At 70.1% G+C, this 15,552-nt stretch carries 14 protein-coding genes; 2 read left to right on the top strand and 12 right to left on the bottom strand.

The window, feature by feature from the left end; all coding sequences use genetic code 11:
- Positions 1 to 76: 76 nt before the first annotated feature.
- Positions 77 to 643, bottom strand: coding sequence for a hypothetical protein (locus AB0G32_RS13035; protein WP_361162100.1), 567 nt, complete (start codon positions 641 to 643; stop codon positions 77 to 79).
- A gap of 412 nt (positions 644 to 1,055) precedes the next feature.
- Positions 1,056 to 1,637 carry a snapalysin family zinc-dependent metalloprotease gene (locus AB0G32_RS13040; protein WP_361162102.1) on the bottom strand — a complete coding sequence of 194 codons (582 nt, stop codon included), beginning with the start codon at positions 1,635 to 1,637 and terminating at the stop codon, positions 1,056 to 1,058.
- An 853-nt stretch (positions 1,638 to 2,490) separates the two neighbouring features.
- Between AB0G32_RS13040 and AB0G32_RS13045 the strand changes: the two genes are divergently transcribed.
- Positions 2,491 to 3,903 carry an RICIN domain-containing protein gene (locus AB0G32_RS13045; RefSeq protein ID WP_361162103.1) on the top strand — a complete coding sequence of 471 codons (1,413 nt, stop codon included), beginning with the start codon at positions 2,491 to 2,493 and terminating at the stop codon, positions 3,901 to 3,903.
- 15 nt (positions 3,904 to 3,918) lie between these two features.
- Here the strand turns inward: AB0G32_RS13045 and AB0G32_RS13050 are convergent, their stop codons facing one another.
- From AB0G32_RS13050 to fdxA, 8 genes are all read right to left on the bottom strand, one after another.
- Positions 3,919 to 5,607 (bottom strand): rhamnogalacturonan lyase B N-terminal domain-containing protein, encoded by a 1,689-nt coding sequence (locus AB0G32_RS13050; RefSeq protein WP_361162105.1) that lies wholly within the window; start codon positions 5,605 to 5,607, stop codon positions 3,919 to 3,921.
- A 450-nt stretch (positions 5,608 to 6,057) separates the two neighbouring features.
- Positions 6,058 to 7,263 carry a cytochrome P450 gene (locus tag AB0G32_RS13055; protein WP_361162107.1) on the bottom strand — a complete coding sequence of 402 codons (1,206 nt, stop codon included), beginning with the start codon at positions 7,261 to 7,263 and terminating at the stop codon, positions 6,058 to 6,060.
- A 76-nt stretch (positions 7,264 to 7,339) separates the two neighbouring features.
- A complete protein-coding gene (locus AB0G32_RS13060) occupies positions 7,340 to 7,528 on the bottom strand; it encodes a ferredoxin (protein WP_361162108.1) in 189 nt (62 codons plus the stop codon).
- A gap of 104 nt (positions 7,529 to 7,632) precedes the next feature.
- The gene (locus AB0G32_RS13065) at positions 7,633 to 8,391 is read right to left on the bottom strand and encodes an enoyl-CoA hydratase/isomerase family protein (RefSeq protein ID WP_361162110.1); all 759 of its coding nucleotides are present in this window, start codon (positions 8,389 to 8,391) and stop codon (positions 7,633 to 7,635) included.
- 40 nt (positions 8,392 to 8,431) lie between these two features.
- Complete coding sequence (locus AB0G32_RS13070; RefSeq protein ID WP_361162111.1) at positions 8,432 to 9,265, bottom strand: mycofactocin-coupled SDR family oxidoreductase; 834 nt, start codon at positions 9,263 to 9,265, stop codon at positions 8,432 to 8,434.
- Positions 9,266 to 9,287: 22 nt separating this feature from the next.
- Positions 9,288 to 10,112, bottom strand: coding sequence for a mycofactocin-coupled SDR family oxidoreductase (locus tag AB0G32_RS13075; protein WP_361162112.1), 825 nt, complete (start codon positions 10,110 to 10,112; stop codon positions 9,288 to 9,290).
- 446 nt (positions 10,113 to 10,558) lie between these two features.
- Positions 10,559 to 11,689, bottom strand: coding sequence for a serine hydrolase domain-containing protein (locus tag AB0G32_RS13080; RefSeq protein WP_361162114.1), 1,131 nt, complete (start codon positions 11,687 to 11,689; stop codon positions 10,559 to 10,561).
- A 353-nt stretch (positions 11,690 to 12,042) separates the two neighbouring features.
- The gene (gene fdxA / locus AB0G32_RS13085) at positions 12,043 to 12,363 is read right to left on the bottom strand and encodes a ferredoxin (protein ID WP_361162115.1); all 321 of its coding nucleotides are present in this window, start codon (positions 12,361 to 12,363) and stop codon (positions 12,043 to 12,045) included.
- 398 nt (positions 12,364 to 12,761) lie between these two features.
- Between fdxA and mftR the strand changes: the two genes are divergently transcribed.
- Entirely contained in the window at positions 12,762 to 13,358 is a 597-nt protein-coding gene (mftR, locus tag AB0G32_RS13090; RefSeq protein ID WP_361162116.1) for a mycofactocin system transcriptional regulator, read from the top strand.
- On the opposite strand, the gene mftF is transcribed toward mftR, so the two are convergent.
- Positions 13,274 to 14,830, bottom strand: coding sequence for a mycofactocin biosynthesis glycosyltransferase MftF (mftF, locus tag AB0G32_RS13095; protein WP_361162118.1), 1,557 nt, complete (start codon positions 14,828 to 14,830; stop codon positions 13,274 to 13,276). The genes mftR and mftF overlap by 85 nt on opposite strands.
- Entirely contained in the window at positions 14,827 to 15,552 is a 726-nt protein-coding gene (gene mftE, locus AB0G32_RS13100) for a mycofactocin biosynthesis peptidyl-dipeptidase MftE (RefSeq protein ID WP_361162120.1), read from the bottom strand. The genes mftF and mftE overlap by 4 nt, the downstream gene beginning before the upstream one ends.

Consider the following 15,552-nt stretch of genomic DNA (forward strand, 5'->3'; position numbering starts at 1 on the left):
GTTTGCTCCTGTCTGGTGGGACCACAGACAGAGGAGAATGGTTGTGCTCCGTGAGCGACTCCCTGTCCGGGCGCGCTCAGTTGCCCACTCGCACCGGGAACGCTTCGATCGTGGCGACGACCCGGTCGCTGTCCGGACGGACCAGTTCGACGGGGTCCGTCAGCCGGTAGGGGCCCCCTCCCGGCGGGAAGAAGTCCAGATCCGAACAGGTGAGCCTGGCCGGTTCCCTCGTCCGCAGGACCAGCGGCTCCCGGCGTGCCCGACGGCCGCGCGCCCTCTTGTCCGCTGCCTGCTCCGTCGGCTCGATGGTCACTTCGAGGTGGAGCACCATGGTGTGTTCGAGTTTGGGCGGTACGCCCGCGACGAGCTTGATCTCGTTCGCCGGGTCGGACTCCGCGTCCGTGAGCGCGACGGTGATCCGGGCGGGCGTGTCGTCGTCGATCTGCGAGGTGCCGGTCAGGTCGAACCGGGTGACGGCGGTCCGGACGGACACACCCGGGAGTTGCACCTGTGCTCCACGGATCTCCAGACGCAGGTCGCCGGTGAGGTCGACGGTGTAGGTGGAATCGCCTTGCTCGAACCGGGTGTCCTCGGCGGACACGCTCAGGTCGAAGGAGGCTCCGGGAGACGGAAGCTGGACCATGAAACCCTCCTGAACGGGGCTTTGTTGGCGTCCCGACAACTCCCTGATGCCCGACCGGCATCCCGACTCGCGCGAGGGCGCTCATGTTCAGCTAAATGAGCTAAAAGTACTACAAAGTTCGTGACCTTCGGGAGCAGCGGTGTGCCGCATCGCGGGACCGTCGCGTGCTCGCCGAGCACGTGCCCTGGCCGGCCGACCGGGCGCACGGTAGTTGATCACACCGGGGCATGGTGCCCCAACGTTCGCAGCGCCTCGACCCGCGGGGCGGCGCCGTGGGCGTGGCCGAAGAGCCGTTCCGCCCACGGGCCGGGGGAAAGCCGATGTGCGCACCGAGGGCCGGCCCCGGTCGTCGCTGGTGTGCCGAGGCCGGCGGTTGTGCTCACGCCACGCCGTCCGTTGGATGACCGTGTGGTCAGGGCGCGTCGACGAGGGTCCGGCCGTCGGTGGGTACGAGCGCGGCGATCGCGCTTGCGTAGGCGGACTGTACGCGGGAGCGCTCGGTGGCGTTCGGTATGGCGTTGGTGCAGGCCGTGCCGGCGCTCGACCCCGACATCAGCTGTGAGCAGGGGCCGGGCTTGGTGTCCGGCAGGCCGAGGCTGTGGCCCAGTTCGTGAGCGGCGATCCGGGTCTTGTTGTAGCCCTGGTCCACGGCCTGGCTGCCGAGCTCGACGCGGACCTGACCGCCCGGACGAACCGGGCCGAGTGTGGCCTGCGGCCAGCCCGTGGTCGCGACGATCACGATCTCGGCCACGGTACCGGGCGCTGCCTCCACCAGTTGGACATTGCTCACGTTCGCGTTCCAGGAGGCGGTTCCGGCCGCGATCGCGGCCTCCCAGCCCGCGGCGCGGCTGTCGTCGTAGCGAAGGGTCACCGCCGCCGCCCGCGCGGCGGACGATTCACCGGTGGGGGCGGTGGCGGCGGTCGCGGGGCCAGCCATGGCGAGGGCGAGCGCCGTGGCGGAAGTGCCCGCCTTGAGCCAAGTGCCGAGGGGCATTGCTGCTCCTTCATCCGTGGGGGGAATCCGGCCCCGGCCTCCGGGGCGTTGCGATGATATGCCCTTCAGCATGCTTTGGTCATGGACCTGTCACAGCCAATAAATCGAGCGTACGTCCACCCCTCTTCGAGCGGATGTCATTGTCCCTGCCGGGAGCGGCGGAGCGACTGAAGCAGGCAGGACGACGTGACGGTGGCCGCTTCCGCCACGGTCCGGCACAGCAGCGCACCACGCACCAGCAGTTGTGCGAGACGACGAACCGAAGGCCGTAAATGGCTTGTTGTGCTGACCGCTGAGCGGGACCGGCCCGAACCACTGTCCGCGACCGGCAGCGTGGCCGGCCAGCGCGCCGTGGAGAAGGGCGCCCAGCTCCACGGCAAGGTGCGTCGCCGGCGACTCGACCACGCCCGCAGGACCGCGCTGGACCTGGTCCGCGCATACGACTTCATCGCGCACGAAGACCTCGAGATCCGCACCATGTGCAAGGCCCCCGCGCCGAAGCCCGACCCGACCAGCCGCCCCCCCGCAACACCTCCCGCACCTGCCCCGAATGCGGGCACACCGCGAAGGAAAACCGGCCCGCACACTACGAGCCGGGCTGGTCCGTCGCGACGCCGACCCGGCGTAACGCGAAGCCCCCGGCTTCAGCCGGGGGAGGAGCCGCGCGGGTCCTTTCGTCCGCCGGCCGCTCGCCGCATACAGGGTCGGCCCTCATTGACCCCTTCCCCCCGCTCGCCTACCTTTGCGGCGTTCGTCGCAACACGTGTCGTTCGTGCCCTCGAACGCCACTCTCAAGCACCGCCTTCCCCCGAGGCATCCGGCCTCACCCGACCGGTCAAGGAGAGTGAGTGAGATGAGACGTGCCCGCGCCGCTCTGTCCGCCTTCTGTCTGGCACTGCTGGCCACCCTGTCCCTCGCGGAACCGGCCGCCGCCGCGCCCCAGACGGTCGCCAACGGTGTCCAGTTCACCGACACCTCCGGCAGCCCCGTGCACGCCCACGGCGGCGGGGTCGTGAAGACCGGCGGCTACTACTACTGGTTCGGCGAGAACCGGAACGCCGACAACACGTTCCGCTACGTGGACGTCTACCGCTCCACCGACCTGAAGAACTGGGAGTTCCGCAACCACGTCCTGACCCAGTCGAGCGCCACCGAGCTGGCGACCGCCAACATCGAGCGCCCCAAGGTCATGTACAACGCCTCCACCGGCAAGTACGTGATGTGGATGCACAAGGAGAACGGCTCCGACTACAGCGAGGCCCGCGCCGCCGTCGCCGTCTCCGACACCGTGGACGGCGACTACACCTGGCAGGGCAGCTTCCGGCCGCTCGGCCAGCACATGTCCCGGGACATCACCGTCTTCGTCGACACCGACGGCACCGGTTACATGGCCTCCGCCGCCAACGAGAACTACGACCTGCACCTCTACCGGCTCACCGCCGACTACACCGGCATCGCGAGCCTGGTCGCCAATCCCTGGCCGGGCGGCCACCGCGAGGCCCCGGCACTGTTCAAGCGCGACGGGGTGTACTTCATGCTCACCTCGGGCGCCACCGGCTGGAGCCCCAACCAGCAGCAGTACGCCACGGCCACCAGCCCCGCCGGACCGTGGAGCACCATGGCGAACGTCGGCGACTCGACCGCCTACGGCTCCCAGACCGCGTGGGTGCAGCCCGTGCAGGGCACCTCCGGCACCGGCTACCTCTACCTGGGGGACCGCTGGGGCAACTCCTTCGGCGGCACCGTCAACGACTCGCGCTACGTCTGGCTGCCGCTGACCTTCCCGACCACCACCTCGATGTCCCTGTCCTGGACGCCCGAGGTGAGCGTCGACACGGCCGCCGGCACGGTCGCCGGGACCAGCGCCACGTCCAGCACCCTGATCGCCCGGCACTCCGCCCGCTGCGCCGACGTGACCAGCCAGTCGATGTGGCAGGGCGCGCAGCTCAAGCAGTACGACTGCAACGGCGGTAACCACCAGAAGTACTGGCTGCGGCCCACCGGCGACGGCTACTACCACCTCGTCGTCAGACACAGCTCGCTGTGCGTGCAGGAGAACGCCGCCACGGTCACCCAGGAGAACTGCGACACCGCCTCGACGGCCCAGCAGTGGTCCGTGAGTGCCGCCGGCTCCTACGTCACCGTGGCCTCGCGGGCCACCGGCGAGTGCCTCGACGTGAACGGTGCGTCCACCGCCAACTCCGCCGCCGTCATCACCTACACCTGCAACGGGGCCACCAACCAGCAGTGGACGCGCGGCACCTGAGCCGGGCGGCCGTACTCAGGCGAGCAGGTCGATCGCGTCGATCGCGGTGCCGGCACTGAGGAAGCCGGTGGTCCCCGAACCGCTCACCACGTCGATCCGCAGCACGTTGTACTGACTGGTGTCGGTGAGCCAGGCACTGGCCGGCACGCTGTACGTGAACGTGTTGTTGTTGCCCCGGTAGGAGCCGTTGGTCAGCGACCGGGTGCTCGGCTGGGCGGGTGGCGAGGGGATCGACGACGTCCAGGAGTTGACACTCACCTGCGGGCGGCCGTTGGCGTACGCCGTCGTCACCCCGATGCGCAGAGTGTGCGCGGCGGCGGCCTGGGCGGCGGTCAGCCGGAAGTAGACCAGCAGACCACTGTTGACGTCCTTCCAGATGTAGCAGGGAAAGGCCGAGGTCTCCGTGCCGCTGCCGATGACCACATTGCCGGTCCAGGCGGCGGCGCGGACGTCGGAGGGGTGCGCGTACGTCATCAGATCGGCGTTCTTGAACCCGCCCGGCGAGCCCGTCCAGTCGTTGATCCGCCAGATCACGGCCGCGTTGGAGGAATCGTTGGAGGACGGTATCGCGATCGTGTTGAGAGTCGTGGTACCGCCCGCGGTGACCGTCACCGAGGTGGTGTACACGGCGAGTTCGCTCTTGAAGACGGTGAGCGTGTACGTGCCGGGCAGCACCCCGGAGACCGAGAAGTAGCCGTCCGAGGCCCGCGCCGAACCCCAGTACTGGGCAGCCGAGTTGGCGAGTCCGACCGTATAGGCGTACGCGGTGTCGCGGCCGGTGACGCCGACCCCCGTGACCCGGCCCCGGCCGCTCGCGGCCACATACCCCGAGATGCCGAGCGAGTCCGCCCACGAGGTGGTCAGAGTACCCGGGAACAGCGAGGCGGACGGCGCGCCGCCGTCGGTGAGGGCGATGACGTACGGGCCCTGGAGACCGAAGCGCTGCGCCTCGGTCTGGTTCTGGCCGTAGTACAGGATCTCGTACAGCCCGCCGCCGTCCGCGCTCTGGTGGCGCAGCAGCGAGCGGTAGAACGGGCCGCCGGACGCCTTCTCGTGATTGCTGCGCACGATCCACAGGCCGACGCCGCTCGCGCTCCAGCCGATGTAGTGGTAGTCCATCACCCGCAGCTTCGAGTAGTGCTTGGAGCGGGTCTGCCCGTCGGACTTCGCGAACACGTCCGATGCCTCGATGGCGGTGGGGGCGTACGTGTACGAGTCGGGTTCGTCATTGAGGAACAGCCCCGCCTTCACCCGCAGGATGTAACGGGTCGCCGAGACGGACGTGTCGGCCTTGTTGGTCCACAGGTAGATGTTGTTCTCACCGCTGCGGGCCGCGTAGTAGTGCCGGAGCGTGCCGTACGCGACGGAGATCAGGATCGTGGAGCCGGACTGCAGAATGCTGACGGTGGACGTGCCGAGGCCGGACTCGATGTGCGAGTTCATGCCGCCGTAGCCCTGGTACTCCACCCCCTTGTAGACCAGCGAGGCCAGATCCCCGTTGGACTTGCGCACCTTGAAGACCAGGCCGGCACCGGTGTCGACGACGTAGTTCGTGCCGTCGTCGGACCAGCCGAAGGCCGCCGCGGCCGCGGTGCGCGCCAGCGGCCCGGCGAGCGCGGCCGAACCGGCCGCGGAAGCGGCACCGAGAACGAAGGCGCGGCGACGTACAGCTCTCCCGTTGACGCCGTTCGCGGATCCGGACATGTGGGGGCCTCCTTCGGGCGGAGTGGGGGGTGCGGGTGCGGTGCGGGGCCAGAGTGACAGTCGAATCACGTTCGCGAAAGGGCTTGCGCGAGCATGGTGTTGCGAGACCGATTGAAACTCGCACACTTCATGAAAGCGCTTGCTCCGTGACGTTCAGCGACCAGGACGCGAACAGGGCCACTCGGGACAGGCCGGTGGGGTCGGCCAACACTCCTGCCGTACGCGCGGCGTTCGCCGATCCGGTGCACCGGAATCCGCACGGCCAACGGATCAACTCCCGGGGCGCCGGCGCCCGCCCCGCACGGTGTTCCACGGATGCGGTGACCAGGTGGGCCGGCGGACGCCGGTGCGGCTCCACGGACGGCCAGGGAGCTGGTCAGCCACTCTCTGCTTGGTCCCGCCCCGGGCCGGGACCGTCGGCTCCGCGGCGCGAGCCGGTATCCAGCGCCGTCACGCCGGCCATTCGAGGCGCAGCGATTTGAGCCCGTACATGTTGCCTGTCTGCTGGAGGTCCTGGCCGTCGGCGATCCGGTAGTCCGGGATGCGCCGGTGCCACTCCTCCATGGCCACGTTGAGTTCGAGCCGGGCGAGGTGTGAGCCCAGGCAGCGGTGGACCCCGGAGCCGAAGGCGATGTGGTTGGTCACCTGGCGGTGCAGATCCACCTCCAGCGGGTCCTCGTAGCGTCCCGGGTCACGGTTGCTGACCGCCAGGGGGAGCATCACCATGTCACCGGACTTGACCGGGCAGCCGCCGATGCTGACGTCCTTGGTCGCCTTGCGGGCGGGCACCACGAAAGAGTAGACGCGCAGGATCTCCTCGACGCCCGTCCGGATGAGCGACGGATCGTCGACGATGGCCCGGCGCTGTTCCGGGTGGTTCGCGAAGTGGTACAGCGACCAGCCGATCGAAATCGGCACCGTGTCGAAGCCGGCCTGGAACATCAGCACGCAGAAGGCGAGCATGTCGCGGTCGCTGATCCGCTTGCCCTCGATCTCCCAGCTCATGGCCCGGGTGAGGAGATCGTCCCGGGGGATTCGGCGTCGCTGGGCGATCTGTTCCTCGAAGTAGCCCGACGCTGCCTGGATCGCCGCCAGCTGCCGACTGCGGTCCGGGTCCTGGTCGAAGGACAGGTGCAGGATGTCGTGCACCCAGCCGAGGAACAGGTCCAGGTCCTCCTCGGGCAGGCCCATCAGCCGCATGAAGATCCTTGTCGGAAAGCGGCGGGCGAACGCGTCGAGCACCTCGGTGCCGCCAGTGTCCTTCACCACGTCGATCAGTTCCGTCGCGGCCTGCCGGACCTCGGTCTGCCGGGCGGCCATCGCCTTGGGAGAGAACTCCACGCCGAGCAGCCGCCGCCACTCGGTGTGGAGGGGCGGGTCCAGCATCTCCGGGATCCACAGGAACTTCGGGTCCGGGTCGAGAGCCGTCACCGACTTGTTGGAGAATGTCTCCCAGTCCTGGAGTGCCCGCTGCACCGCAGGGCCGTCCGTGACCACCCAGTAGCCGCGCGAGACGCTGCTGCGGAACCCGGAGTGCGCGCGGGCGATCTCGTCCCACCGCCTCTGATGGCTCAGGACCGGGCCGCCGGCGGTATTGTCGTAGGCGTAGGCGGGCACCCCTTTGTAGGTGCCGTCGGGTTCGAGCGCCGCACTCATCGCGAGTCCTCTCCAGGAACAGTGCTGCGGGCCGTATGCACACCGGTGGCTCCGGCGCGGAAATCGTCGTAACCCCTCATTCGACCGTGATGGCGTGCTCCGGACAGGCCCACGCACCCTCGCGGGCACGCTCCTCGCGGTTGGCAGGCACCTCTTCGTCAATGGGCAGGGCGTATCCGCTTTCGTCGAGTTCGTACAGCTCCGGGGCGGTCGCCGCGCAGCGGGCGTGCCCGGAGCACAGGCGCGTGTCGATAGTGATCTTCATCAAGACACTCCGTTGTCCTGGCCGCCGGGCACCGCCCGGCGGTCTGTCGCGACGCTCAGGTGGTGGCCGTGGATTGTCCGGGGCTCTGCGGCACTGGTCTGCCGTCAGCCCTGGTAGGGCTTGTCGGCCATGGACAGACCTTCCAGCGCCAGCCCCAGCGTTGCGCCCTCCTCCAGGCGCCGGGCGAGCCGCTGGCGCAGGGCGAGCGGCGTGAGCCGCAACAACAGCGGCGGCCTGGCCGCGAGACTCTCGGCCAGTTCCAGCGCCCGGGGGAGGACCTCGGCGAAGGGGAGCACCTCGTTGACCATGCCCAGCCGGAGGGCTTCGTCGGCCGGGATCACCTGCTGGGTCAGCGCCGCGTAGCGCGCCCGGTTGATCCCCAGGATCTCCTCCCAGACGACGTGGATCCCGTCACTCGGCACGACCTCGCCCGCCATGTGCGGGAAGTCCTGGAAGTGTGCTGTGTCCGAGGCGATCGTGATGTCGCCCAGCAGCACCCACTCCGAGTGAATGGTGGCCGGACCGTTGATCGCCGCGACGAGCGGCATGGGGAGGTCGACCAGAGCCCGGAGCACCTGGCGGCCCTCCCAATAGATCTCGTCCCAGTTGAGCGGCTTGAACGCCTGGCGGTCCTCGCTCACGTCCATGTTCGTCATGAAGTGGTCGCCGGTACCTGTCAGCACCAGGACCCGGTTCTCCCGGTCGTCGGAGATCTCCCTGAGCACCCGGGGGAAGTCACGGTGGAGCCGTGTGCCGAGCAGGGCGGGCTCGCCCTCGCTGTGCAGCCGCAGGGTCAGGACGCCGCTCGGGGTGCGCTCAAGGGCGAAGTCCGGGAACGCGTCGAAGTACGGTGGAGTCTCCATGCGGGAAGTCCTCGGGGTCGTAGGGGTGGCCGGGCCGGTCTCAGCGGATGTTGAATCCGGCGTCGAGCGGCCACTGGATGCCGGTGATGAACCGGGCCTGCTCCGAGACGAGGTAGGCCACGGCGTTCGCCACGTCCTCGGGCTGAAGGATGTCGAGGGGCAGGGCGTTCTGCATGCCGGAGATGAGGTTGTTCTCGCCGGCGGCGGCCTGTGCCATGAAGGCGTCCATCGCCGCGTTCTGGGTCATGCCGCTCAGTACCCCGGTCGGGTGGATGGTGTTGACGCGGATCCACTCCGGAGCGAGGGCGCCGGCGAGGTTCTGCATCAGCCCCACGAGACCGCGCTTCGCGGCGGTGTAGGCCATTCCGCTGGTGTTGAGGGAGGGCGTGCCCTTGAGCCCGGCCGACGAGCTCGTGATCACGATGGATCCGCCGCGCCCGCCGGCCCGCAGCGCCGGAAGCGCGGCCCGGACCGTGTGGAACGCGCCGGTGAGGTTGACGTCGATCACGTCGTTCCAGTCCGCCAGGAAGTCGTCGGAGTCGTCGCCCAGCCTGATGATGCCGGCGTTGGCGATGATGATGTCCACCCGCCCGAACTCGGCGTACCCCTCGTCGAACGCCGCCTGCACAGCAGCGAAGTCGCGAACGTCGCAGGCGCGGGCGACGATGTCCCGCTTCTCCGCCCGGACCAGCCGGACCGTCTCGGCGAGATCGTCCTGCGAGGCGTTCGGGTAGGTCATCGTCGGGATGTCCGCGCAGATGTCCACGCCGATGATGTCGCATCCCTCCCGGGCGAGCCGCACGGCGTGGGCCCGTCCCTGTCCCCGGGCGACTCCAGTGATGAAGGCCACTTTTCCTGTCAGGTCCTCGGACATCGGCTCTCTTTCGCAACGACGGCTAGCGGACGCAGAACCCCGCGTCCAGGGGAAGTTGGATGCCCGTGACGTAGGACGCGGCATCGCTCGTCAGCCAGGCGACGGCGTTGGCGATGTCCTCGGGCTGGAGGATGTCGATGGGCAGCGCGTTGCGCATCTGTGCGATCTCACTGCCCGCCTGGGCGGCCTTCCTGGCCAGCGCATCGTTCTGCGTCATTCCGCTCACGACGCCTGTCGGGTGGATGGTGTTCACCCTGATCATGTGCGGGGCCAAATCGTTTGCCAGGGCCTGCATATAACCGACGAGGCCTCGCTTGGCGGCGGTGTAGGCCTGGGCGCCCGCGTTCGAAGAACCCGTGCCCTTGATGCCCGCGCTGGAACTCGTGATGACGATGGAGCCGCCCCGGCCTCCGTCGATCATGGGACGCAGCCCCGCTCGCACGGTGTGGAAGACACCTGTCAGATTGGTGTCGACGATGTCCTGCCAGATCCTGACGAACTCGTCGCCCTCCTCCGCGGCGAACCGTACGATGCCCGCGTTGGCGATGATGATGTCCAGTCGCCCGAAGTGCGAGTAGCCCTCGTCGAAGGCCGTTTTCAGGGCCGGGTATTCGCGTACGTCCGCCCGGAGCCCGACCATCGTGCGCCCTTGCCGCTCGACCAGGCGAACCGTCTCGGCGAGGTCGTCCTCGGAGGCGTTCGGATAGTCCATGGTCGCGATGTCCCGGCAGATGTCGACGCCGATGATGTCGGCACCCTCCTCGGCCAGCCGTACCGCGTGCGCCCGGCCTTGACCGCGTGCCGCACCCGTGATGAACGCGACCCTGCCCGCCAGCGACCCCGCCATTTCGCTCCGCCTTCCGCTCGGATGCCCTGCTCCGTACCGGGAACGGTCCCGTCCCGGGTGCCGGACACGCGGTGCCGGACGGCCGGGGAGCATGACCCGACCTTCACCCGTCTCCCACTCGTACTCGTAGCAGCAGTGTGGAAGCCGTCCGGCAGCCCTGGTCCGCAAGTGCCCGCTCAGCGGAACGGAACGTGGACAGTTGTTGCGGGCCCCGTGCGGCACCGGGCCATCACCGGACGCGCTCGGCCGATCAGGGCGACGGGGTGCGCAGGGCGCGGCAGCCGACGACCGGCCGGAGCCTGTTGAGCGGCCGGGCCGGCCGTGCCGCGGGGTGTCCCGGCTTCGGCACCTCGGGCTCGTCGGACGGGACATGCGCGCGGGACGGCTGGGTTCCGCGCGCACGGCGTTGCCCGGCTTTTCCGAGGCGCCCGTCGCCGTTGTGCCGGTCAGCTCTGCTCGGCGGCGACCGCGTGGACCGCGTCCGCGACCGCGCCGAACGGGGTGATCTGCTGAGGACCGAAGAACAACCGGTTGTGCAGGACGGCCACCGAGAGTCCGCGTTCCGGCTCCGCCCAGGCTATGGTGCCGCCGGCCCCGGTGTGGGAGAGCACCTTGTCGGTCAGGGCGCCGCCGGGGTGCGAGTCGCTCACGTCGGGTGCGACGAGCCACAGGCCGCCGTGTCCGACCGGAAGGTGGAAGCCGTAGGTGTGGTCGACGTCCGCGGGCCGCGGCTTCAGGCACCGGCGCACGGTGTCGGTCGTGAAGAACCCCGGGTCACCGTCGCGTCCGGCCGTGGCGTAGGCCGCGAACAGCCGCGCCGTGGCACGGGCCGTCGCGATGCCTCCCGCCGAGGGCAGCCCCGCGCGTTGCACCTCGGGCAGGTTGTACATCGAGGCGGCGAACGGCAGGTGCGTGGGGGACGCCGCTTCGAGCACCTCGCTCGGCGGCAGGGCCGGCGCCTCGCCGTGCAGAACGGCCACCCGATGCCGCTGATCGTCGGGGAGGCCGAGGAAGAAGTCGTCCATCCCGAGGGGGAGCAGCACCTCCTGGCGGACGATCTCGTGGAAGGAGCGCCGCTGCGGATCGACGCGCCGCACCGCTTCGCCCAGCACCCACCCGAAGGCGTAGGGGCTGTAGGCGTTGCGCACGCCGGGCGGGTCGACCGGCACCTGGTCGGCCACCCTGGCCGCCATCGTGTCCCAGTCGAACAGCTCCGAGAGTGTGGTGTCGGGGCCGATCGTGGGTGCCCCGGAGCGATGGCTGAGCACGTGGTCGAAGGTGATGCCGTCCTTGCCGTGCGCGGCGTACTCGGGCCAGACCTTCGCCACCGGGCCGTCCAGGTCGAGCAGGCCCCGCTGGGCGTAGACATGTGCGGCGGACGCCGCCACGGCCTTGGTGACGGAGAAGACAGGGAACAGGGTGTCGCCGTCGACCGGCCGGCCGGTGCCGGTCTCGCCCGCCCACGCGTCGACGATCAGCTCACCGTCCAGCCAGGCGGCGATCTGAACACCTGTCTCGCCTCCCTCCAGCGCCTGCTCCAGTGCCCGGATGATCCTGGGGTCGGAATTCGTTGCCACGCGCTTGCCCACCAGGGCCCCCTGCAGTCGTGTCGTTTCTGCGGACCGGTGGCCGCGAGGACACCGGCGATTGCCGATGCAAGAGCATATATAGTTGACTAAATAATCGCTATGCTTTCGACCGAGCGTAGGAAATCCGGTCTCGGCCGGCCGGGTCGAGGACAAGGTCGCGAGGCTCCATCTCCCGCGGCGGGCGAGATCCCCGCTGCCCGGGTCGGTGAACGCACCCGGCCACAGCGGGAACACCGCACGCCGATCGGAGCCGAGGTCGGGTGACCAGGCGGGAAGCCCTAACCGAGGCAGGAGGACGGGGAGACGGGTCCATCCGGGCGGAGGTGGTGGTGGAAACCGGGTCAGCCGGTGGCGCGGGGCAGTGCGGCCACGAAGGGGACGTCCCGGTTGATCTTCCCCAGCTTCCGGGCGCCCTTGGGCGCCTCCATGCCTTCGAAGAACGCCGCGTTGATGTCGATGAACTGGAGGTCGGGGTCCGTCAGGTCGCCGTCGTAGCGGATGGCGGACATCGGGCAGACCTCTTCGCATGCGCCGCAGTCGATGCACTGGTCCGGGTTGATGTACATCATCCGGTCGCCCTCGTAGATGCAGTCGGCCGGGCAGACCTGGGTGCAGCTCTTGTCCTGCACGTCCACGCAGGCCTGCGTTACGACGAAGGTCACTTCTTCTCCCTGGGGTGCTGGCTGGGCGCGGTGGAAAGGGGTCCCGAGGAGGACCGGGGGTCTGCCTGCCTGGCAGGGGGCGGAACCGCGCTGGCTCGCCCCGTGGAGGCTGTTCCGTTAATCGAAACGCACGATCGGCTTAACGCTTGTCAGTGTTGTGTGTGGAGCGGGCAGTGTCAAGCAGTCGGGCAGGAGGATGCAGGCAGGGCCCGGATGTGAGGGGCGGGTCTGTCCGCTCTAAGAAACGGCCGTTCCGTTCCGTATCGCCGCTCGGAGACCGGCGTACCGCATCCCTGTGACACCGTCGTCCGTGCCGCTGGGCAGCGCGTATGTTGAGAGCGGCGGCAGTGGTGCGGTGAACGTCGGCGGGAACGGAGGGAGCGCAGGTGGATCGGCCTGTGGCAGGTCTGCTCGGAGAGGGACGAGGCAGGGGCGGAAGACCGCGGGCGACGTCCCGGGCCGAACTGGAGCGGATCGGGTTCGAGCTGTTCGACGGGCGGGGATTCGAGGCGGTGACCGTCGACGACATCGCGGCTGCGGCGGGGATCGGCCGGCGCACCTTCTTCCGGTACTTCAGCTCGAAGAACGACCTGGTCTGGGGCGACTTCGAGGTCCAGCTCGGATGGCTCCGCAAACTCCTGGCCGCCGTTCCCGCCGAAACTCCGGTCATGACGGCACTGCGCACTGCGATCGTCGAGTTCAACCGCTTCGACCCGGCGACGGTCTCCTGGCACCGCCGCCGGATGGAACTGATCCTCCATGTTCCCGCGCTGCAGGCCGACTCCACCCTGCGCTACCAGGCATGGCGGGACATCGTCACGGAGTTCGCCGCCTCGCGTGCCGGCCTGGACCCGGCCGAACTCGGACCGTCACTGACGGGACACGTCGCCCTTGCCGCGAGCGTCGCGGCCTACGAGCGCTGGCTGCGCGACGAGAACGCCGACCTGGCGGAACTGCTGGACGAGGCCTTCGGGCGCCTGGCCGCCGGACTCTGAATCCGCGGCAGCAGCGCGGCGGCCGAACGTCCGCGCACCGCTGACCACCAGACCCCCGACCCGTAGGCGATGTCGTCCAGCCTGCGCGCCACCGTGTACCGGAGGGGATCGAGCCCGGCCCGCCCGTTCGCCCGCTCAAGGATCACATCCGCGACCGCGGCTACCGCCGCGGCGCGTCGCGCGCGCCGCGACACCAGACACAGTCCCGCCGTGACCGGCCACCAGTGCCGGGTCAGCAGGGCGCCCGTCTGGCTGAGCGCGGACACCGCGCCGTTCGCGGTGAGCGCCGTCGCGGTGCGCAGCGGGCGGTCGGCCCCGTCCAGCCTGCGGCGCACGCTGAGCGCGGTCACCGCGCAGACCCCCGCCGCGACGGGCGCGGACCAGCGCCGCTGGGCGAGCAGGGCCAGCACCGCGACGGTGTTCCACGGCGCGAGGACGGCCGGGGCGACCGACCGGGGATGACGCTGGGACAGCGGGTGGGCACCCGTGCCGTATTCGGCCTTGCGGCGGAACCAGTCCACGAACCCGGTTCGGTGCTCGTGGGCCACCGTTGCGGCCGGCTCGTAGCGCAGCCGCCACCCCCGGGCGACCGCCCGCCAGCCCAGGTCGACGTCCTCACCGACGCGCATGCGCGCGTCGAAACCGGCGCCGAGGGTTTCGGTGCGGGCGACGACGCACGCCGTGGACGCCCACGAGACGAACGAACCGGGGCGTACCAGCGCCGGACGGTCGCCGAGGTCGAGGGAGGAACGGGTCTCCTCGTACCGCCCGATCCAGTTGCCGGAGCCCGCGGTGCGCAGCCCGGTGACGCGGGGTACGGCCATGCCCACCCGGGGGTCCGTGAAGTGCCGCAGCAGGGTGCTGACGGTGTCCGGGCCGAGGACGACGTCCGAGTCGACGAAAACCGTGAAGGGGGTGCGCACGAGCCGAAGTCCCGCGTTGCGGGCCCCGGCCGGTCCGAGGTTGTCCGGCAGGACGACCAGGCGCGCGCCGTGACGCCGTACGACGCCGGCGACGGACTCGCCGTCCAGGGAGGCGTCGTCGACGACGATCACCGTGCTGTCGGGAGCGATGCTGCGCAGCAACCGGTCGAGCCGGCCGGGCCGGTCGCGGACGGGGACGACGTAGGTGACGTCCGCCTTCTCGGGCAGCGGCAGGTCGGCCACGAGGGGATGCGCCAGCCCCAGTTCGAGGAGCCGGTCGGCCAGCGCCGCTGCCGCCGGAGTCCGAACGCTCAAGGTGCGGTCGGGGGCGAGCATGCCCTGCGCGCGGGTGGTCAGGCGGAGCAGCCGGGTGACCGGAGCTCCGCCGAGCAGCGCCCGCCCGTCGTCCAGGACGCGGGTGTGGCGGTCCAGGGCGATACGGAAGCCGTGGGGAAGGGCGGCCTCCCGGCGGTCCGGGGGCCCTTGACCGGAGCCCGGCCCCCGCTCCGGCTCGGTTCCCCCGTGCGGTCGGGCGGCCTGGAGTGTCATGTCTGCGTTCCTCTCCCGGGGGCGACGAGCCGGCCACGGGCGTCGGGGGCGAAGGCGGCGACGCGTCGGGCGACGGTCTCCGCCTGGATGTCGAGCAGCCGCCGTCCCTCGTCGGCGGAGGCTCCGGTGGGGTCGCCGAGGACCCCGTTGGGCGCGACGGCGCGCACGCCGCCCGCCACGAGGGCGGGCAGCAACTCGGCCAGCGGGCTGGTGTTTCCGGCCGCCGAGGCGTGCGTGTCGACACGCTCGGGGGCCAGATGCAGCATCACGGAGGTCTCGGTGTGGCCGGCGTGCGCGTCGGAGCCGGGGAAGTCGCATCCCGTCCACGCGACCTCGTGCCCTTCGAGCCGCATTTGCATGACCGCCTCGTCGAGCGAACGGCCGTTGCCGCCATGGCCGTTGACGAAGACGGTGCGGGTGGCCCACAGTCCGAGCGACCGCACCAGTTCGACCAGGACCGCGCACAGGGCCTCGTGGCCGATGGAGACGGTGCCGGGAAACCCGGCGTGTTCACCGCTGTTGCCGTAGGCGAGCGCGGGAGCCACCACGACGGAACCGTCCAGACGCCCGGCGGCCCGCTCGGCGACCGCGCGGGCTATCGCGGTGTCGGTGTCGAGCGGCAGGTGCGGGCCGTGCTGTTCGGTGGAGCCGACCGGGACGAGGACGGTCGTCCCGGCGGCGGGCACCCGGGGCCACGGGCGCCGGGAGAGTTCCGTGTCCAC

Origin of the sequence: Streptomyces sp. NPDC023723 (assembly GCF_040639815.1) — a bacterium.
GTDB lineage: Bacteria > Actinomycetota > Actinomycetes > Streptomycetales > Streptomycetaceae > Streptomyces.

What these genes read in the sequence shown, in the direction of transcription:
- AB0G32_RS13045 (WP_361162103.1), top strand. Translation starts at nt 2,491, where the DNA reads ATGAGACGTGCCCGCGCCGCTCTGTCCGCCTTCTGTCTGGCACTGCTG.
- mftF (WP_361162118.1), bottom strand. Translation starts at nt 14,830, where the DNA reads ATGACACTCCAGGCCGCCCGACCGCACGGGGGAACCGAGCCGGAGCGG.
- AB0G32_RS13040 (WP_361162102.1), bottom strand. Translation starts at nt 1,637, where the DNA reads ATGCCCCTCGGCACTTGGCTCAAGGCGGGCACTTCCGCCACGGCGCTC.
- AB0G32_RS13055 (WP_361162107.1), bottom strand. Translation starts at nt 7,263, where the DNA reads ATGAGTGCGGCGCTCGAACCCGACGGCACCTACAAAGGGGTGCCCGCC.
- AB0G32_RS13065 (WP_361162110.1), bottom strand. Translation starts at nt 8,391, where the DNA reads ATGGAGACTCCACCGTACTTCGACGCGTTCCCGGACTTCGCCCTTGAG.
- AB0G32_RS13060 (WP_361162108.1), bottom strand. Translation starts at nt 7,528, where the DNA reads ATGAAGATCACTATCGACACGCGCCTGTGCTCCGGGCACGCCCGCTGC.
- AB0G32_RS13035 (WP_361162100.1), bottom strand. Translation starts at nt 643, where the DNA reads ATGGTCCAGCTTCCGTCTCCCGGAGCCTCCTTCGACCTGAGCGTGTCC.
- AB0G32_RS13075 (WP_361162112.1), bottom strand. Translation starts at nt 10,112, where the DNA reads ATGGCGGGGTCGCTGGCGGGCAGGGTCGCGTTCATCACGGGTGCGGCA.
- AB0G32_RS13050 (WP_361162105.1), bottom strand. Translation starts at nt 5,607, where the DNA reads ATGTCCGGATCCGCGAACGGCGTCAACGGGAGAGCTGTACGTCGCCGC.
- AB0G32_RS13070 (WP_361162111.1), bottom strand. Translation starts at nt 9,265, where the DNA reads ATGTCCGAGGACCTGACAGGAAAAGTGGCCTTCATCACTGGAGTCGCC.